Here is a 19026-nt window from a genome sequence, read left to right as displayed (position 1 = left end):
GATGCTATGCTTTTTAAACGTACACTATTTAAAAACTGTGTCTTTATGACTCATCTGCAATATGGCTAACATCGAGCACTATGATTTGTTGATCATTTTCATCAAACATCAAGGCTTGATCACCTAGATCTAGCATATAAAAATGTCCTGCATCAGTTAGAAAATGCCAAGCAACGATCTCTTGCCCATTATACTCATGTGATGGATCGCCAATGGTAATACGATCTAGTTCCTGACCTGCTTGCAGGCATAAAGCTTGAATAATTTTAAAATAACGTGGGCTGTTTTCAGCTGCTTGCTGTTTACGTTGTTCTAAATTTGGAATTTTGGCTGCAACCTGCTCTACAATCACCAAAATCTGATCTTCATCGACAACCTGTAACTTTGGATGTTGCTTTAACCATCGACTATTTATTTCAATCAAATCTTCACTATCATTCAATGCATAAAACTGGTCATCAAAAGCATTGAGAATATCTCGCTGCTCATTTTCTCCAAAATATTCACCTTCTAAGAACTGTTCTAATTGCTCATCCGAAAACTGATCGATTAAATCCGCACTTTGCTCAAAGAGAGCCGAATGCGCAGTCGCATTCATAGCTTTTAATCCTTCACGAACATGTTTCACCATGAACGCATCCCAACCCGTGTTATAAACGAATTGTGAAAAACCACCATTATTCACTTGAGCAAGATAGTAATCGACAAAATAACTGTATAAAGCCTCTGCCGATACTTCATCATATTCGACATAATGTTCAAATAAGCCATTTAAGGTATCAATATTGGACATAATCACATCATAGTGATCATCACTGTCTAAACTTAGTTTAGAAATTAAAATGTTATCAATGAGCATAGTTTTCAGTTTCTTATCAATATTTAAGCGCAACCAACATAACAAATTTTCAGCAATAAATGGCGACCAGCATGTAACTTTATTTTATCTTTTGTTCGGCAATAAAAAAGCGCTTCTCTCGAAGCGCTTGTACAAATGAGCTATTTAAATCATTACAGATCAAATAACTTACCTGGGTTCATGATGCCATTTGGATCGAACACTTTCTTCAAGGCTTTCATATATTCAATTTCTTCAGCAGTCCGTGTGTAATCCAGATAAGGCTTTTTGGTCATGCCTACGCCATGCTCTGCAGAAATTGAACCGTCATATTTCTTCACAGTTTCAAACACATACTTATTTACCACCTGACATTTGGCAAAGAATTCATCTTTAGATAAATTCACAGGTTTTAAAATATTTAAGTGTAAGTTTCCATCACCAATATGGCCGAACCAGCAAATTTCGAAATCAGGATAATTTTCAGCAACAATTGTATCAATTTCCTTAATAAAAGCAGGAACATGTGTAATCAATACTGAAATATCATTTTTATACGGAGTAAATGGGGCAATCGTTTCAGAAATGTCTTCACGTAAACGCCATAAGCTTTGAACTTGTTCAAGATTTTGGCTCATCACCCCATCAAGCACCCAGCCTTGTTCCATACAATGCTCGAAGATTTCCATCGCAGCATCCATAATTGGTTCATACGGCGCTTCAAATTCAAGTAAAACGTAGAATGGGCATTCTGTTTCAAATGGACGTTGTACATGACCACGATCCAAAACTTTTTGCATCGCCAGTTCACCAAAGAACTCAAAGGCAGTTAAATCAATTTTGCTTTGGAATGCATGTAATACAGGCATGATTGCATCAAAATCAGGAACACCCAATACCATCACTTGTAGATCATGCGGTTGGCGTTCAAGTTTAATTTCGGCTTCAGTCACTAAGCCTAAAGTCCCTTCACCACCGATGAATAAATGTTGCATTGCATAACCTGTAGCATTTTTAATCATGCCTTTGTTTAAACGCAATACATCACCTTTACCTGTCACCACGGTCAGACCAAGTACCCAATTACGAGTCATCCCGTATTTGATCACTTTAATTCCGCCTGCATTGGTTCCAATGTTGCCACCCAATTGTGATGAACCCGCAGAAGCAAAATCAACCGGATAATACATCCCTTGTTCTTCTGCATAGTTCTGCAACTGTTCAGTCACTACACCCGCTTGAATACGTACCATACGGTCAGCTGGATAAAATTCTAAAATTTGGTTCATTTTGTCGAAGCTCACGACAATTTCACCATTGGCAGCAACAGCACCTGCCGATAAACCTGTACGACCACCCGATGGGGTAATCGCAACATTAAACTGATTGGCCAATTGAACAATTGCTTGCACTTGTTCTGTGCTCGATGGAAAAACGATGACCGATGGCTGAGGATCAAAATGCTTAGTATGGTCTTTGCCCCAATTTTCTAAGCTGTCAGCATCAGTTTTAATCCGGTTTTCACCGACGATTTGCGTCAATTGGGTCAATAATTCAGGTGCTATCGTTACTGGAGCATTCATCGTTTTGCGGACCTAGCAAGAAGTAAATAAGAGGTTGTGCTATACAACATTCGAGATTTTAAATCAGTCTGTGAAAATTTTTCAGCATTTTTTATAGCTGAAATCGGCAGCTTTACTGATTTTAGCAGTATTTTACCTAGATGACTGCTGAGGATAAAGCACAGATTTGATTCACATTATCCACACTTTGTGTATAAAGTGTGCTTCAAGCATTATAAAAATCAATGCATTAGCATTTCATTTAATTTTTGAATAATGCTTATCAGAAATCGTAGATAAAATATCCACTGTACTGTCACAATCGAAATATCTATAGAACAAGGTCTATGTTATCATATTGCGACTAAATTTGGCCTTTGTAGCGGAGCCGTAATGAGCCAACATCTTTCACTACCTAAAGATAAAATTCGTTTCTTGTTGTTAGAGGGCGTTCATCAAAACGCAATCGACACGTTAAATGCTGCCGGATATACCAATATCGATTACCGTAAAACTGCGCTTGAGGGTGAAGCGCTGAAAGAAGCGGTTAAAGATGCACACTTCATTGGTATTCGTTCCCGTACACAATTAACTGAAGAAGTCTTTGCAGCTGCGAATAAATTGATCGCAGTGGGTTGTTTCTGTATCGGAACAAACCAAGTGAATTTAAATGCAGCCATGATTCGTGGTATTCCTGTATTTAACGCACCATACTCAAATACTCGTTCAGTTGCTGAATTGGTTCTTGCTGAATCAATTCTTTTACTTCGTGGTGTGCCTGCTAAATCTGCTTCAACTCACCGTGGTGGTTGGAACAAGTCTGCGGTAGGTTCATTTGAAACGCGTGGTAAAACTTTAGGTATCGTGGGCTATGGCTCTATTGGCTCTCAACTTTCAGTTTTAGCTGAAAGCATGGGTATGCATGTCATTTATTATGATGCTGTGACTAAGCTTCCTATGGGTAATGCACGTCAAGTGGGTTCTTTAGACGAACTACTTGCAAATGCAGATGTTGTTACACTGCATGTACCCGATGTTCCTTCAACACGTAATTTCTTTGCAAAAGCTCAATTTGCGAAAATGAAAGAAGGTTCAATCTTCATCAATGCTGCACGTGGTACATGTGTTGTTATTGAAGATTTGGCAGATGCGATTAAATCTGGTCATATTGCTGGTGCAGCTGTTGACGTATTCCCGAAAGAACCTAAAGCCAATGGTGAAGAATTTGTTTCTCCACTTCGTGGTCTAGACAATGTGATTTTAACACCTCACGTTGGTGGTTCAACCATGGAGGCGCAAGCCAACATTGGTCTAGAAGTTGCTGAAAAATTTGTGGCTTATTCGGATAAAGGTATGACTTTATCTGCAGTAAACTTCCCTGAAATCGCACTTCCATTGACTGAAGGTAAACACCGTTTACTACACATTCATAAAAACGTGCCAGGCGTGTTATCTAAAATTAACAACCTGTTCGCTGAACATGGTATCAACATTTCTGGTCAGTCATTAATGACTAAAGGTGATGTCGGTTACTTGGTGATGGATGTAGACGCAACTGCATCTCAAGAAGCACTTGATACTCTTCATGAAGTTGAAGGCACAATCCGCGTTCGCGTATTGTTCTAAGACGATTTAAGCTAAAAAAACCACAGGTATTTGCCTGTGGTTTTTTTATGGGATTTATAAATCTGTCACTTCTTTCCGATAGCATATTTTTAAGTTAAATAATTTGATTAATAAACTATTTGGCATCTTCTCTCACCCTACACTACAAAGACAGTGTACTATCTAAGGCACAATAAGCTTTGCAAATTACATGAGCATTTCATCTAAATTGTTTTATATAAGAAGCCTGTTGCGGAGATTTTCCTCCAAGCCCCTTACTCTAAATTTCAGAAACAATGCCAAATTTAAAAAATGCACCACACCTGCAAGCTTTAGTTCTATTGTTCATTGCCATGATCAGTATGCAAAGCAGTGGCGCATTAGCAAAAACATTATTTGATCAATTTCCAGTCCTTACCATATCCGCTATGCGGTTATTGCTCGGCTCATTGATTTTGGCCGTGATTTTTAAAATTTGGCAGGTCAATTTTAAACAGGTGAAATGGTCATCCATCATCAGTTATGGTATTGCTCTTGCAGGAATGAATGCTTTATTTTACTTATCGATTCATCGTATTCCGCTCGGCATTGCCGTAGCGTTTGAATTTATTGGACCGCTCAGTGTGGCCCTGTTTCATGCACGACAAAAATTCGATTTTATCTGGGTTGGACTTGCAGTACTTGGACTGGTTTTACTGTTTCCATTTGATCAGGCAAAGCAAAGCCTCGATCCTATTGGTATTGCATTTGCCTTAGCTGCTGGCGCTTGCTGGGCGCTGTATATTATTGCAGGTCAACGACCTTCAGGGGTTTCTGGAAACCATACTGTATGTTTGGGGATGTTTGTAGGAATGTTGTGCTTAATGCCAATTGCCTTATTTTCTGGGATGCCTTTACAGGTTTTTGAACCTTCAAATTTAATTTATTTTATTGCGTTGGCGATCTTGGCAAGTGCATTGCCGTTTTCATTGGAAATGATTGCATTAAGAAATTTATCTGCTTTAAGTTTTGGCACGTTAATGAGTCTTGAGCCTGCAATTGCCGCATTCTCAGGGTTTATTTTCTTAAATGAACAATTGTTATGGACTCAATGGTTGGCATTAGCCACGATCATTAGTGCATCGATTGGTTGCACCGTAACCACACAAAAAGCACGGCTTAAAGGATAAAACCACCTCGAAAGGTGGTTTCAATTCACTCATCTAAAATCTACCAATCAGGTGCCCCCATAATTAGTTTTATCATGCTATTCGGATCTGGTTCTAGTTCAAAACCAATTCGTTCAACCAAGTCACCATTACTGCCTTCTATATTTGCATAAATACTTAAATAAGTAATAGGACCTTTTCCTGCTGAATCAAAACCTGAATATTGATTTGGTAATTGAATTTGCATCGGTTTTCCATAAATTGCATTATAGGTTAAGATCTCATTGCTACCATCTATGTTATATACCGTGATTTCTATATTGCATGACTTTCCAATTAATTCAGGAACAACTTCCCAATTCCCATTGGGCTCAGCGCTCCCATTTAAAGGATCCTCAATCATACTGGTACAGACCATCGGGAAACTCAAGCCTTGATTGCTGACATAAACAACTTCACGATCTGCCAAGATAATATTAACATTGCCTGTTAAACCTGAAGTTTGCTGACCTTTATAACGTACCCACTGATTATTCTCAAAAATTAAAGCTGTTTGTGCAGACCAATCCAACTGCCCGTCTGGGTCTTTTATACCTGTGAGGAACCGACCGCCATCTTGCGATATTGAAAAATCCAACTGGTCATTTATTTTGCCAAAACATGCCACAAACGTCCCATTGGGTAGTGTACATTTTACAAAATGATCTGTGGCTGATTTTCCAAGATCAATAATCACATTACCTGAGGTTGTCGATGTTTTTTCCCCCAGCATTGTGCCTGTTAAATCTTTTGCAGTCCAATGAATTGAACCACTCGAAGGCATATTCACCACCGTCAATCCTTCTTTAGGAATACTGTTGGATTTGGTTAAGGATGAACCATCATTTAAGCTGATTTTTGCAGTCACATTGCATGGAATCCCCTCACCATTGGATTGACACTGCACAAAGACTGAGCCTGCATTTTCAAATTTCAAATCCCAGTTCCATGTTGAAAAATGCTTCACTGTTGCATGTACTGCAAGGCCTGTAGGTGATTGATTTGACGTCGTCACCTGCCCAATACCCTCTTCAATCCACATGCCACTCGCTTCATCAAAATACCACATTGGAATTTGTGTCCCTGCTTTCATCTGTTGATTATTGATACTCTTTATCGGCAGGTTCATTTGAAGGTCTGCTGTTTTACCAACTGCGAGTTGTAGTTCCTGACCACCCGCATCTTTAAATGTGGCTGTAATCATTCCCGCACTGATCAGATCCACAATATTGCCTTGTGCATCACGTGCTACACCATTGGCAGGCATTGCATTTAAATCACGATTGGTGATATCCCATGGGGTAAATTCAACAGTCACAGCGCCAGTAGCAAGACTGCCGTCTGCTTTTACAAAAGCATTGGCAGGAATACTAATGCTTGCACCCAAATTTTGGGATTGAATCACTTGAGCGGCAGAGATATCAGACACAAGAACAACTTGTTTAATGGCCAATAAATTTGCTGAGATTGCTTTTAAATTGGCAACATCATAAACAATTGACTGCGTGATAAAGCCTTGTTTTTCAAATTTAGCCACCACTTTTTGTGTGTTTTGAGGAAGTATCAGATTCAAAGTCGCATGACCATTTTGATCTGTTTTAACACTTTGCCCCTGTATTGTAATATTTGTATTTGGAATCGAAGCGCCATCAACCGTTTGAGCTGAGACTAAAACCTCGCGGTTTATCGTTGTTGCTCCCTGTTTTACTTCTATTTTCTGTGTAGTTGAATCAGTCCGACCTGCTAGGTCTGTTATCGTCAGGCTCACGGTATATTGACCAACTTTTGTATAACTATGTTCAACTGTAGCACCTGTTCCGCTTGAACCATCTCCAAAGTTCCAAGCATAGCTACGAATTGCATTGGCCTCCTTTGCTTGATCTACCGTACTTTTCGTTCCATCAAATTTGACAACTTCACCGATACTTGGCGCTGTTGGGCTATATTGAAATTTGGCTGTAAGACTATCTTCAAATTTAGTTGAGGTGTTACAAGCCAACAAAAGTAGGCTCGCACATGCAAAAAGAAACCATTTTATATAATTTTTCGATCTCATCATCGTCGTCACCTTATTGTTATTTAATTCGCGATATCCATCACGATAATTTATATTACTGTGAATTAATTATTAATAATAGCTGTTTTATTTTAAAAATATTTCAATATTTTTCTCAATCAAATACCGTTGATACTTGCTGTATCAAAGCAAGTGGTGACAAAAAATTTGATTGAATATCGATAAATGAAAGAATGATTTTGATTGGAAATAAATATTTTCCATTATATTTCAAAGTCTTATATTTATGTATTTTATAGTTGATGCTTTTATATCTATGTGTTTTTTAATTAAAGACTTATTTTTTCCACAACACAGATCAAATTTAAGTAATAGCCATATAAAATTCACTACAATGAAGAGTCTGAACGCTTAAAAATATTTAAACAATAGAGAAATCAAATCATGACTTCAGGACAAATACTTGTTTTTCTATCGGGCGGTTTTGATCTATTTCAACAAGGCTTAGTTCACTTCCAAAACAAGCGCCCGTATCTAGAAAATAGCAATTATGCTTCTTGGTGACAAAATCAACCACGGTATGACCTAGAAAAACCTGTTCTACACCGACAACCGTTGAATAACGCATAAAGCGCTTATTTTTAATTCGCCCCCTGCCCCATAACGCCAATTCGCGACTTTTAGAACGTGTGGCAACTTTAAACGCATCCCAATCATTTAGATCTATATCGGCATGCACAAAGCCATACTTCTTATTTTGATAAATGACTTCTAATAGTATGGGTAAAGTGTTTAATTGATCGATGACTTGTTGCTGCTGATCCGAACTTAATGCATAAAACCATTCTCCACCATGATGCGCATGCATATCTTTCATCATCGGATCGATCTGCGACAATAAACACATCTCTTCATGATTACCTAAAACAGCTTTAAACCAAGGCTCTGCAAGCAGATGCAAACATTTCAAACTGTCAGGACCACGATCAACAAGATCCCCTACAGCAATCAATAGATCCTTTTCAATGTTAAATTGAACCCGTTCAAGCTGTTGCATCAACAAATCATAACAACCATGTATATCGCCTACCACAAACAAGCGACCTGCCTCATGAGTATAGGTCGCTACATGCGCGAGCTTGTGTTGCGATAATTCAGACATAGACTGATATTTGATTAAAACTCAATTGAAGCTGCTTCAATATGCTGGTTTTCTTTGGCTAAATCCAAATATTTGCCAGCAGTTTTTTTATTTTTACGCACCCCGATTCCATCTTTATAAATTTTAAATAATTCAAAATAAGAGTCGATATCGCCATGATCGGCAGCTTGTTTAAACAAATCTGCACTTTGGGTCAGATCAGCCTCTACACACTTACCTTCCTGATACATTTGTGCCAATAAGAAAAAAGCACGTGGAACTTTCAACTCTTTGGCCTTGTTTAACCAGAATAATGCCCCATCCGCATTGTTTTGACGTTGCTCAAAAATCGACATACACAGCATAGCCTGAACATGGCCTTTCTCTGCGGCTGAATTTAATAATGGGAGGTGATGTTCATGTTCTAAAGGCAGTAACATCGACAATTCAAACTGTGCATCTGGATGGTTTTGCATTGCGGCGCGTTCTAACCAAGAAATGCCTTGATCAAGATTTTTCTCAGTTCCCATACCATAGCGTAAACACTGTGCTAAAGAATATTGAGCTGGAACATTACCTGAAACAGCAGCATGCGATAATAAATCAAAAGCGAGTGCTGCATATTCTTTCTGCTTTTGCTCAGTTTTGGCATTTTCCGAATTTTTTAACAGTGTCACTGCAGCTAAATAAGCCGATTCGATATGTCCATTTTTTGCAGCTTTAAGTAAAAACTCTTGCACAACTGCCGCATCCGCTTTAGCACTTTGTTGTTCAATAAGTGCGCGAACATAGCAGCCAAATGGATCATTATGTTCTTGCGCGATATCGGCATATTTTAAAGCAGCATCAAGATTGTTCTGTTTTAAATAACTAAAAGCCAATAAAGCACAGGAAAAATGGTCTTTTTCAGCAATTTTTAACAATTCATTTTGTACTTTGATCGAATCAAACCCTGAAAACTCTACAAAAAACTTCAGGCTGTTTTGATGCTGGTTTTTTAAATAATTATTTAAAAGTAATAAGTACGCAGACTGTGGATCCTGTGACAATTGTTGTTGTGCATAAACAAAAATTGCTTCTGGATGATTCAGTTGAACTGCCTGTTGCAAATGCATTAGGGCTTGTGCTTTGGTCAATTGATCTGTTGCATTGTTCAAGCCAAGATAAGCAAGTTCTAAATGTGCCAGTGCATGATTAAGCTTTGCTGCATGTTGAAAAAAAAGAAGAGCTGACTGCACACTTTGATTTACATAACGGCCTAAAACATGCCACTGCCCTAACAAAGTACTGGCAGGTGCAAAATTCTGATTAGAGGCATTGACCAACAAATCAACACGCGCTTGAGCGTCTTGCTCATTTTGAGCAAGACCTTGTTGTTCTAATTTAAGTACATCGATATACCAAGTTTCTGCTTGTGAAAGTTCTGTCGCATTTAAGCCTAAATTTTCAGTTTTATTGGTGTTTCCTGACATCTTTTATTCCTAACACATGTGCCATTGCAAGTATAATCATTCCCATCTTACAGAGGACTCGGCTGAATCTCAAAGGGAAATGTTGAATCAATATTCATCTATTCGCGAAATACTCAAATAAATCCGAGAAAGTGCTAAAATCTGTGCAATATTTTTCTTCACCTTAGATATGCCAAACTCTCAACTCACTGCTGTGCTCTTCATGGTTTTATCTATGGTGGCTTATCAGATCAGTGCCTCATTTGCGAAACAGTTATTTGAGGTTTTAGATCCGATTACCGTCGTGACCTTAAGATTATGTTTTGCGTCTATTTTAATTATTTTAATGTTCCGTTCATGGAAAATTATCAAGCGTTTACCTTATCTAAGATGGAATGAGCTACTTTACTATAGTGGTTCAGTCTGTTTGATGAATGTGCTGTTCTATGCCTCTTTAGGCAAATTGCCTCAAGGTATTGCTGTTGGACTAGAGTTTTTAGGCCCTCTGACTTTGGCACTGCTCTCGATTAAACAAAAAACTGACTATATTTGGGTATTTCTTGCCATCATCGGTATTGCATTGATGGTGCCTTGGCAAGATGCGACCGCACATAATTTTTCCTATCTTGGTGCTGCTTTTGCTTTGGGTGCAGGTGTCTGTTGGGCAAGTTATATTTATTTTGGGCAAAAAGTTGTACGACAAAATATTGGTATGCATGCACTGAGTATTGCAATCGTCTTGTCTGCCTTGGTTATGCTGCCAATCAGTGCGGTACATAACCCAGATGCCTTGCTACAAACACAGTACTGGGGCAAAGCTTTGCTGATTGCACTTTTAGCAACAGCGATTCCGTATGCCTTAGATCTGCTTGCTTTAAAACAATTAAGCAAAATGAGCTATGGTACTTTATCGAGTCTATCTCCTGCACTTGCCGCAATTTCAGGTATGGTTTTACTGAATGAACATATTACTGCTTGGCAAACCGTTGCTTTAATCTGCATTATGATTGCGTCGGTAGGGGTAACATTTAGAGCGGCGAAAAGCTCAAATGCCCACTAAAACATGATCAATACTGCCCCCACTGCCAGTCATATAGAACCTCGACCATATTTACGCGATCTTTAGGAAGAGAGGAAGATCAGCGTAAATATATGATGGATGAGAAGCATCTCATTAACTTAAAAAAATTGTAAATATCATTCAGCTATCTGCTCATCATTCTCTGGGTACTTTATAGCTTCAATTTTATTCAGTTTGTCTTTGTAGACAAGTCAACTAAATACAAGCCAATAGACTTAGCCAACCAAGCGGATCAGGTCTTTTGCTTTATACTTTTTATATTCGGATAAATACTTCTTTGCTAAGATTAATTTTTGATTTTCATCTAAAATCTTTAGCGCTTTTTGAAAAAAAGAATGCTCTTCTTGTTGAATATGATGCGCGATGATTTCAGCTAATCGTTTCGCCAAAACCAACCAGCGAGAGTGACTAAAATCTGTTTGTTCTAGCGATTGTAATATTTCATCCATCTCATGATGTTCAGCCAGTGCCAAACGGGTAATATTTAAACCAGAATCCGTCATCATTAACGGAATATAAAAATAGCGATCTTCCGCAATCGCATGAGCAAATAATTCATTTTTTAATAAATTAAAAATTTTCCTTCGTTCAGGACTATCGCCTGAGGTATGCGTTAATTGTTCTGACAAATCCTTCTGAATGATATGACTTTCTCTCAAAGCCTCAAATATATTCATCTAAATCCCTCTTTTTATAATCCTATTTGATATTTACCTTCCATTGCTTCGGTTTGTGATTTTTCGATCAAGAAACCAACAATCTTAGAAGACAAATCAAAAAAAGCCTTACAAAATTTAAGCTTTTTTGTATCAAAAAAAATTAACCAGAGAATCTAGCAAATTACGCGACAAACATTTGATAGGCCAAGCGACAAATCAAAATGCTGACCAAAATCAAAAATAGAATACGAATAAAACCACTGCCATATTTCAATGCCATTTTCACACCAACCAATGAACCACACACATTGGCAACAGCCATCAGCAGGCCCAATTGAAATAACACATGTCCAGTGGGAATAAAGAAACTCAGTGCAGCAAAGTTGGTCATGAAATTGCCAATTTTGGAAAGCGCCGATGCGTGCAAGAAGTCAACTTTCAGATAACGAATAAAATAGAAGATGAAAAAACTGCCTGTACCTGGCCCAAATATCCCATCATAAAAGCCGATTAATAAACCACCAACACCCGCGATCAATAACATTTTACGCGTGATTTCTTGTTGAAAATGGACTTGTCCAAATTGCTTCTTAAAAAATGTATAGATTGCGATCACAATCAGCATAAACAATACAAATGGCCGCAAAATTTCTTGGGGGATCAGTGAGACACAAGCAGCCCCCCCAAATGAGCTAATAAATGCAGTGATTCCAATCACTGCCAACAGCTTCCACTGAATTTTGACTTGTTTTAAGTATGAAAAAGCAGCCGAAGCCGTTCCACAAATCGAAGCCAGTTTATTGGTTCCAAAAACTGTAGCGGTAGGATAATGCGGTAAAGCACCCATTAATGCAGGAATTTGAATCAGTCCGCCACCTCCAACAGCGGCATCAATTGCCCCTGCACAAAAGGCAAAGAACACTAAACTGAGGATGATATCAAATTCCATAACATTCACTTATCTTTTAAAGGCTCTGGGAGGCTTAACCGCGCTTTGGCTTAACCTTGCTTAGTTTTAATCAGGCTTAGATTTAAACTGAGTTATTTTCTAACAATGAAACGAAATTAAAGGTTTAGCACGCGTTTAGGCACTAAACGCTTTTTATCGGTAATTTCAGCCAAGCCTAAACATTTATCACCATCAAAAACCAAGATTTCAGCTTCGGCAACATGCTCAATATTGCTTTCCATACCGCGGCTAAAATATTCCGCACGTCCTTCAGGTACCTGAACTTTAGGAAAATGATCAATTGGTGCATAGACAGGCAGCAACAAAGCTTCACGCGCTTGCTCAGTCAAGCTTTCCAAATGTTCAATGGTATATTCCGGAATCAAATCAAAATGACCAGTTTGAGTTCGATTTAAATACGTTAAATGTCCGTAAGTTCCCAATGCTTTGGCAATGTCTTCACCCAAAACTCGAATATACGTTCCTTTAGAGCAAGTAATATCCAAGGTCAGGCTGTGCTGATTAAACGCAATCAGCTCAATGGCAAAAATATGAATTGGGCGTGCCTCACGTTCAATCTCAATTCCCTGACGCGCCAACTCATATAATGGACGGCCTTGTTTTTTTAAGGCTGAATACATTGGCGGAACTTGTTGAATATCTCCGGTAAATTGCGCCAAAACCTGTTGAATACTGTCTTGGCTTAATTCAGGTACGGCCTTTTCAAGAAAAACCTCGCCTTCAACATCACCCGTGGTCGTACTATGCCCGAGCTGAACTGTCGTTTGGTAACGCTTGGTCGAATCTAACAGATAGTGTGAAAATTTAGTCGCTTCACCTAAACAGATTGGTAAAAGTCCAGATGCCAAAGGATCAAGCGCCCCTGTATGCCCTGCCTTTTGAGCGCGGTACAACCATCGCACTTTTTGTAGCGCCGCATTTGAACTTATGCCTAAAGGCTTATTCAATAAAAAAACACCACTGATATGGCGACGCGGTATTTTTTGAGCTTTTGAAGACATATTGGTCTGGATACGGAGAATAATGCGCTATTTTAGCAAAAACCATTCGTCTATTTTTACAAATTTTCTGTTTGAAATTTCGAATTCTATGGCAAATTATTTTTTCAATAAAAAATCTAAAAATAGTAGGAATATTAGATGGATCTATCTAAAAAAATGATTGGGATCATCATTGGTAGTCTCTTGATCATTCTTTTAGCCGTAATTTTTTGGCTAAAACCCAATACAGAATCGACTGAAACACCGCCAGCTTCAGAAAAAGCACATGAACAACAGATGGGGCAATTGGCTTCAACTCAACTTCCAGCATCCGAAGCACTGAGCTTTGCCAGCAAAAGCCAACAAGACACGCAAATTAATTGCCAAATCCGTGCAGATGCCTCCAATCGCTTAATTGTCAATGAACAAACCAAAGATTGCTTTGAATATTTCATCACCCAATATGGTGAAAAAAGCATTGAGCAAATCAAAACCGATTTTCTCAGCTATACCAAAATCAGCTATAAAGAGCCTCTACTATCGCAGTTAAATGATCTCTGGGCACGCTATATCGATTACAGAAGTAAATTAGGCGATTTACAAGCACCCACCGCAGATAAAGAAAGCGCAAAGTATTATCAGCAGATTTTAGTCAACACTCAAAATTTAAGAAAAAAATTCTTCTCGGATTATGAAATTCAAGGCTTATTTGGCACACAAGATGCCTATGACCGATATACGGTAGACCGCTTAGAAATTATGGATAATCAAAAATTATCTGCAGCTGAAAAAGCGCAAAAACTCAAAGAACTTTTTGAGCAACTCCCTGAAGACTGGAAAGAGAATTTACAACAACTTAATCAACTTGAAGACTTAAGAAAGCTGACAGCAGAGATCAAAGCACGTGGTGGTTCTGCACAAGAGATCCGTCAAATGCGTACCAATCTGGTGGGACCTGAAGCGACACAACGCTTAGAAACGCTTGATGTACAAAGAAATGATTGGAAAGGCAAAGTTAATCAATACCTTGCTGAGCGTGACAATATCCTCAATAGTAATCTGAGTGATTCAGCCAAACAGCGTGCTGTAGAACAATTGAAATCACAACAATTTGCAAATCAACAAGAGCAACTCAGATTACAAACTTTTGAAACTGTGCATGATCAAGGAGGCAAATTACCCTTTGCAAATTAGCCATAAAATACATAGCACATCGCTAAAATGATGAAAAAAGCGAAAACAAAAATATTTAGATTATGCGTTATAGCACGTTTTATGGCTTGAGTTTGCAAGCCAGACTCAAGTATCTCTGTAGATTTATGACTCAGGGATACCTTCAAGTCTGCGGATACAAAGTGGAAAATAATATTAACAACCACCTATAAGGAGGACGCGCACAAACTAAAAACTTGCTCGGGATTGACACGATTTCAATGCAACTTGCACCTTTGGTTTAGAGCAATAACGATAAAGATGGTATGCCAATCGCTTGAGATCATAAGGGTTGTAAGCAAATTTTAGCTTGCAACATAGACTTCATGTCAATCAACAATTCACTTAAAAACAACAAGAGTATTTTAATATGAAATTTAAGATCAATATTTTCGCCCTGAGTTTAATCATTGGATTAAGTTCGATGACTGCATCTGCATCTGGCTTACAAACTGTAAATCCACGTTATGTCAGTTCAAACTATGCAAAAACCAAATATCCTATTGTATTTAATCATGGGATGTTCGGTTTCACACGTCTAGAGCCTTCATCCTTTGGCATAGATTATTTCTATCAGATCCTCCCTGATTTAGCTCGCAATGGCGCAAAAGTTTATGCGACACAAGTCTCCCCATTGGAATCGACACAGCTTCGTGGTGAACAGCTCTTACAGCAAGTCGATGAAGTCATCGCACTGACTGGCTCACCCAAAGTCAATCTAATTGGACATAGTCATGGTGGCCCAACAATTCGCTATATTGAAATCGTTGCACCCACAAAAGTTGCTTCTTTAACTGCTGTTGCAGGGGCAATTAAAGGTTCTAAGATCGCGGATGATATTTTAAGTAACCGAGGTGCAAATACGCTTCTGACAGTTTTTAGTCAATATATCTTAGCACCTGTGATTACACTTCTCGAAGGTAATCCATCCCTCCCCCTCAGCCTAAATAACTCTTTACAAAGTGTGAGCGAACAAGGGGCTGCTGAATTTAATGCAAAATTTCCAAGCGCTGCGATTCCCAAAGACTGTGGTAATGGTCAAAAACTAACAGCCAATGGTGTTTATCATTATTCTTAGACGGGTACAGCTCAATTCACCAACATTTTTGATGTTATGGATGGCGTCATTTCTACACTCGCGCCTTTGTCTTATAAAAATCTAGACAATGATGGCATGATGAATCGTTGCAATACCCATTATGGGCAAGTGATTCGGGACAATTACCGTCAAACACACATGGATGAAATCAATCATGTTTTAGGACTACGTGGGCTATTTTTTGCGCCGAATCCACTTGCTCAATATCGTCAACATGCCAATCGTCTGAAATTACAAGGCTTGTAAATATTGCCGATGAGAGGCGATAAAATGTACTGTTCATTCAGTATATTTTATAGTTGAATAGTAAATGATTCTGGATTCAAATTTTATATTGAACATCGTATTGAATTTCGAATTCCAGAATCTGATTTGATATGAGATTTAAAAAAACAAAGAAGTTAAAGTTTGCGTTCCTGCAAACATGATCAGAATCGAGGCTTTACACTCAATACATTTAAAATTGAGGTATGTAAATCGCCCAATAATAAAATAGATGGAGTTTTAACATGAAATATGGACGTATTATCGCGAGTCTACTGCTGGCGAGTACATTATCAACCGCATATGCATCTAATAATGCGCAAAAAGTGACTGTCAGTAAAGTAAACTCGGACTATGCAAAAACCAAATATCCTGTGGTATTTGTGCACGGTATGGCTGGGTTTATTCGTGCTGGCGATGTTTTAGGATTAGACTACTGGTATCAAATTTTACCAGATTTGGCTCGCAACGGCGCCAATACATGGGCTACGCGAGTATCACCCTTTAATTCTACTGAAGTCCGTGGTGAGCAATTGGCTCAGCAAGTGGAAGAGATTCTGGCAATTACCGGCAGTCAAAAAGTCAATCTGATCGGACATTCGCATGGTGGTCCAACCAGCCGCTATGTCGCAGGCATCATGCCTATGCAAGTTGCATCTGTGACTGCTGTTGGTTCACCACAAAAAGGTAGCCCTGTTGCAAACGTTATCTTAAGTATAGAAGGCACGCCACTTCAAGGTCCATTGGTGAGTGTGGTCAATTTATTTTCAAAAGCAATTGTCTGGGCGCAAGGTCTCAACCCGAAAGAACTTCCTCATGATGCGTTAGCAGGTGGGAAAAGCCTCACCATTGAAGGTTCTGCGCTATTTAACAGTAAATTCCCGATGGGCGTTGGCACCACAGCTTGTGGTGAAGGGGCTTATCAAGAAAAAGGGATTCAATTCTATTCATTTACGGGCAATACCGCCGTCACAAATCTTTTAGACTTGGATTCTGCTCTACTTGGCACAAGTTTATTAATTAATGCTGGTCGTGATAATGATGGTTTAGTTCCACGATGTAGTGCTAAATTTGGCAAAACGATTCGTGATGATTATCGTTGGAATCACTTAGATGAGGTCAATCAAATTTTAGGATTGCGTGCAATTTTTTCACCAGACCCAGTACAAGTCTATCGTGAACATACCAATCGCCTAAAACTACAAGGACTTTAGGGTCTGTTGACAATTCGTCTACGTTTGCGACTACGTGTGTTTTTTAGGCGATACTAGGCACGAAATATGAAATTTAGTCATTCTAAATAAGTAGTTCGTAACAACGTAGCGGCAAAAAACACACAAGTCCCGAAGGGTTGTGGCTAAAATTATCTCAGCCTTCGTTATGAAACTCGAAAATAGTCTCGCTATTCTCTTCGTTTCCTGCCTTGCCTGCTCAATTTTAACCTACAACGCAAGCCATTTATGAAATGTCAACAGCCCCTAACCTTTAGCAAGAAACAAAAAATGCGCCAAATGGCGCATTTTTTAGCTGTAAAGCAAAGTTAAAATTAACCTTGTTTACGCGCTGGTAATTTCTCACGAATACGCGCAGCTTTACCAGACAATTCACGTAGGTAATAAAGCTTAGCACGACGAACGTCACCACGACGTTTCACTTCGATTTTAGCAACGATTGGAGAGTGAGTTTGGAATACACGCTCAACACCAACACCGCTAGAAATTTTACGTACTGTGAACGCAGAGTTCAAGCCACGGTTTTTCTTCGCAATAACTACGCCTTCAAAAGCCTGAAGACGCTCACGATCACCTTCTTTTACTTTTACTTGAACGATAACTGTGTCACCAGGAGCAAAAGTTGGGAGGTCAGTTTTTAACTGTTGGTTTTCAATTGCTTGAACTAAAGGATGTTTACCACTCATTGTGGGAATCTCCGTTTTGCGGGACAGAAGAGGTCTGCACAACCGCTGGGGATAGAGGCTAAATCGCGTATCAACCCGTTTATCTTTCCCTTTATTGCTGATGTTATTCAGATCAATAAAGAGCCTAATATAAGTACTTAATCATAAGTATTTTCTCGAAGCCGACTTCTTATGGAACTCACATTCCGCAGGACAACAATGATGAATTGTTGTATTCCTGATAAGAAGTACAGCTTCTGACGTGCGTTGAAACAAACATAATCAATGCTTGCCTACCCTCGCTCATCTTTTAGCCATTTTTTTTGCTGCTTGGTCAACTCAACTTTTTCCACCAACTCAGGTCGCCGTTCTAAAGTGCGTTGATAGCGTTGCAAAAACCGCCATTTCTCAATATTGGCATGGTGCCCTGACTTAAGTACTTCAGGAACATCCAAACCTTCAAAATGATCTGGCTTGGTATATTGTGGGCAATCTAAAAGACCATCCACAAATGAGTCCTGCACTGCGGATTGTTCATCTGACATGGTATTCGGCAAACGTCGAATAATACTGTCCAATAAAACCATCGCAGGGAGTTCACCGCCTGATAATACGTAATCTCCAATCGACCATTCCTGATCAACATATTTTTGGATCAAACGCTCATCAACCCCCTCATAACGTCCACACAGCACAATTAATCCGTCATATTCAACAAATTGTTGTACTGCAGGTTCATTTAAGGTCTGCCCTTGTGGTGACATATACACCACAGGAACATGAACTGCACCTGCTTGCTTTGCAAGCTCTTTTGCATGGTGGATTGCTTTTGCCAACGGCTCAGCCATCATCACCATACCAGGACCACCACCAAATGGGCGTTCATCCACTCGTTTGTAGTTACCCTCAGCAAATTCTCGCGGATTGATACAATGAACTTGTACAATGTCACGCTTTGCCGCTCGCCCGCTAATTCCGTACGCTGTAATCGCTTCAAACATTTCAGGAAAAAGCGTAATGACTGCAAAAAACATCGCAGACTCCTCTATTTTCCTGCTGCGCC

The 19026-nt window shown here is 39.0% G+C and carries 15 protein-coding genes and 1 pseudogene; 6 read left to right on the top strand and 10 right to left on the bottom strand.

Annotated features, from left to right (window positions below):
- Nucleotides 1-43: 43 nt before the first annotated feature.
- Nucleotides 44-859 carry a DMP19 family protein gene (locus ACZ5QH_RS01830; protein ID WP_303577662.1) on the bottom strand — a complete coding sequence of 272 codons (816 nt, stop codon included), beginning with the start codon at nucleotides 857-859 and terminating at the stop codon, nucleotides 44-46.
- Nucleotides 860-1011: 152 nt separating this feature from the next.
- Nucleotides 1012-2421, bottom strand: coding sequence for an FAD-binding oxidoreductase (locus ACZ5QH_RS01825; protein ID WP_004718247.1), 1410 nt, complete (start codon nucleotides 2419-2421; stop codon nucleotides 1012-1014).
- 372 nt (nucleotides 2422-2793) lie between these two features.
- Here ACZ5QH_RS01825 and serA point away from each other — a divergent pair, with 372 nt between their 5' ends.
- The gene (gene serA, locus ACZ5QH_RS01820; protein ID WP_004718250.1) at nucleotides 2794-4026 is read left to right on the top strand and encodes a phosphoglycerate dehydrogenase; all 1233 of its coding nucleotides are present in this window, start codon (nucleotides 2794-2796) and stop codon (nucleotides 4024-4026) included.
- 275 nt (nucleotides 4027-4301) lie between these two features.
- Nucleotides 4302-5174 (top strand): EamA family transporter, encoded by an 873-nt coding sequence (locus ACZ5QH_RS01815; protein ID WP_303577661.1) that lies wholly within the window; start codon nucleotides 4302-4304, stop codon nucleotides 5172-5174.
- Nucleotides 5175-5214: 40 nt separating this feature from the next.
- Here ACZ5QH_RS01815 and ACZ5QH_RS01810 read toward each other — a convergent pair whose 3' ends face one another.
- From ACZ5QH_RS01810 to ACZ5QH_RS01800, 3 genes are all read right to left on the bottom strand, one after another.
- Nucleotides 5215-7251: an astroprincin family protein gene (locus tag ACZ5QH_RS01810; protein WP_303577660.1), complete on the bottom strand. Its 2037-nt coding sequence runs from the start codon at nucleotides 7249-7251 to the stop codon at nucleotides 5215-5217.
- A 400-nt stretch (nucleotides 7252-7651) separates the two neighbouring features.
- A complete protein-coding gene (locus ACZ5QH_RS01805; RefSeq protein ID WP_303577659.1) occupies nucleotides 7652-8371 on the bottom strand; it encodes a metallophosphoesterase in 720 nt (239 codons plus the stop codon).
- Between the two features lie 14 nt (nucleotides 8372-8385).
- Nucleotides 8386-9822, bottom strand: a complete 1437-nt coding sequence (locus ACZ5QH_RS01800; RefSeq protein WP_262084890.1) for a tetratricopeptide repeat protein — start codon at nucleotides 9820-9822, stop codon at nucleotides 8386-8388.
- Nucleotides 9823-9991: 169 nt separating this feature from the next.
- Between ACZ5QH_RS01800 and ACZ5QH_RS01795 the strand changes: the two genes are divergently transcribed.
- The gene (locus ACZ5QH_RS01795) at nucleotides 9992-10861 is read left to right on the top strand and encodes an EamA family transporter (RefSeq protein ID WP_056516700.1); all 870 of its coding nucleotides are present in this window, start codon (nucleotides 9992-9994) and stop codon (nucleotides 10859-10861) included.
- Nucleotides 10862-11097: 236 nt separating this feature from the next.
- Here ACZ5QH_RS01795 and ACZ5QH_RS01790 read toward each other — a convergent pair whose 3' ends face one another.
- The 3 genes from ACZ5QH_RS01790 to truB all read right to left on the bottom strand — a co-directional run bounded on the left by ACZ5QH_RS01790 (nucleotide 11098) and on the right by truB (nucleotide 13512).
- Nucleotides 11098-11559, bottom strand: a complete 462-nt coding sequence (locus ACZ5QH_RS01790) for a hemerythrin domain-containing protein (protein WP_004818663.1) — start codon at nucleotides 11557-11559, stop codon at nucleotides 11098-11100.
- Between the two features lie 163 nt (nucleotides 11560-11722).
- Nucleotides 11723-12490 (bottom strand): sulfite exporter TauE/SafE family protein, encoded by a 768-nt coding sequence (locus ACZ5QH_RS01785; protein ID WP_004718268.1) that lies wholly within the window; start codon nucleotides 12488-12490, stop codon nucleotides 11723-11725.
- A gap of 116 nt (nucleotides 12491-12606) precedes the next feature.
- Nucleotides 12607-13512: a tRNA pseudouridine(55) synthase TruB gene (gene truB, locus ACZ5QH_RS01780; RefSeq protein WP_303577657.1), complete on the bottom strand. Its 906-nt coding sequence runs from the start codon at nucleotides 13510-13512 to the stop codon at nucleotides 12607-12609.
- A 138-nt stretch (nucleotides 13513-13650) separates the two neighbouring features.
- On the opposite strand from truB, the gene ACZ5QH_RS01775 reads away from it, so the two are divergent.
- The 3 genes and pseudogenes from ACZ5QH_RS01775 to ACZ5QH_RS01765 all read left to right on the top strand — a co-directional run bounded on the left by ACZ5QH_RS01775 (nucleotide 13651) and on the right by ACZ5QH_RS01765 (nucleotide 17280).
- Nucleotides 13651-14685 carry a lipase secretion chaperone gene (locus ACZ5QH_RS01775; protein WP_303577656.1) on the top strand — a complete coding sequence of 345 codons (1035 nt, stop codon included), beginning with the start codon at nucleotides 13651-13653 and terminating at the stop codon, nucleotides 14683-14685.
- Between the two features lie 388 nt (nucleotides 14686-15073).
- Nucleotides 15074-16048, top strand: a pseudogene (locus ACZ5QH_RS01770) (esterase/lipase family protein).
- A gap of 263 nt (nucleotides 16049-16311) precedes the next feature.
- A complete protein-coding gene (locus ACZ5QH_RS01765; protein ID WP_303577655.1) occupies nucleotides 16312-17280 on the top strand; it encodes a lipase family alpha/beta hydrolase in 969 nt (322 codons plus the stop codon).
- A 332-nt stretch (nucleotides 17281-17612) separates the two neighbouring features.
- Here ACZ5QH_RS01765 and rplS read toward each other — a convergent pair whose 3' ends face one another.
- Both rplS and trmD read right to left on the bottom strand, forming a co-directional pair.
- On the bottom strand, nucleotides 17613-17984 hold the full coding sequence (rplS, locus tag ACZ5QH_RS01760; RefSeq protein ID WP_004718278.1) for a 50S ribosomal protein L19: 372 nt from the start codon (nucleotides 17982-17984) through the stop codon (nucleotides 17613-17615).
- A 272-nt stretch (nucleotides 17985-18256) separates the two neighbouring features.
- A complete protein-coding gene (gene trmD, locus ACZ5QH_RS01755; protein ID WP_004818651.1) occupies nucleotides 18257-18997 on the bottom strand; it encodes a tRNA (guanosine(37)-N1)-methyltransferase TrmD in 741 nt (246 codons plus the stop codon).
- Nucleotides 18998-19026: the final 29 nt, after the last annotated feature.

The sequence above is a fragment of the Acinetobacter sp. Ac8 genome, assembly GCF_055392545.1.
This window is presented reverse-complemented; position numbering and strand designations above follow the sequence as displayed.

Coding starts and splice junctions, on each gene's coding strand:
- ACZ5QH_RS01830 (WP_303577662.1), bottom strand. CDS start 859: ATGCTCATTGATAACATTTTAATTTCTAAACTAAGTTTAGACAGTGAT.
- ACZ5QH_RS01825 (WP_004718247.1), bottom strand. CDS start 2,421: ATGAATGCTCCAGTAACGATAGCACCTGAATTATTGACCCAATTGACG.
- serA (WP_004718250.1), top strand. CDS start 2,794: ATGAGCCAACATCTTTCACTACCTAAAGATAAAATTCGTTTCTTGTTG.
- ACZ5QH_RS01815 (WP_303577661.1), top strand. CDS start 4,302: ATGCCAAATTTAAAAAATGCACCACACCTGCAAGCTTTAGTTCTATTG.
- ACZ5QH_RS01810 (WP_303577660.1), bottom strand. CDS start 7,251: ATGATGAGATCGAAAAATTATATAAAATGGTTTCTTTTTGCATGTGCG.
- ACZ5QH_RS01805 (WP_303577659.1), bottom strand. CDS start 8,371: ATGTCTGAATTATCGCAACACAAGCTCGCGCATGTAGCGACCTATACT.
- ACZ5QH_RS01800 (WP_262084890.1), bottom strand. CDS start 9,822: ATGTCAGGAAACACCAATAAAACTGAAAATTTAGGCTTAAATGCGACA.
- ACZ5QH_RS01795 (WP_056516700.1), top strand. CDS start 9,992: ATGCCAAACTCTCAACTCACTGCTGTGCTCTTCATGGTTTTATCTATG.
- ACZ5QH_RS01790 (WP_004818663.1), bottom strand. CDS start 11,559: ATGAATATATTTGAGGCTTTGAGAGAAAGTCATATCATTCAGAAGGAT.
- ACZ5QH_RS01785 (WP_004718268.1), bottom strand. CDS start 12,490: ATGGAATTTGATATCATCCTCAGTTTAGTGTTCTTTGCCTTTTGTGCA.
- truB (WP_303577657.1), bottom strand. CDS start 13,512: ATGTCTTCAAAAGCTCAAAAAATACCGCGTCGCCATATCAGTGGTGTT.
- ACZ5QH_RS01775 (WP_303577656.1), top strand. CDS start 13,651: ATGGATCTATCTAAAAAAATGATTGGGATCATCATTGGTAGTCTCTTG.
- ACZ5QH_RS01765 (WP_303577655.1), top strand. CDS start 16,312: ATGAAATATGGACGTATTATCGCGAGTCTACTGCTGGCGAGTACATTA.
- rplS (WP_004718278.1), bottom strand. CDS start 17,984: ATGAGTGGTAAACATCCTTTAGTTCAAGCAATTGAAAACCAACAGTTA.
- trmD (WP_004818651.1), bottom strand. CDS start 18,997: ATGTTTTTTGCAGTCATTACGCTTTTTCCTGAAATGTTTGAAGCGATT.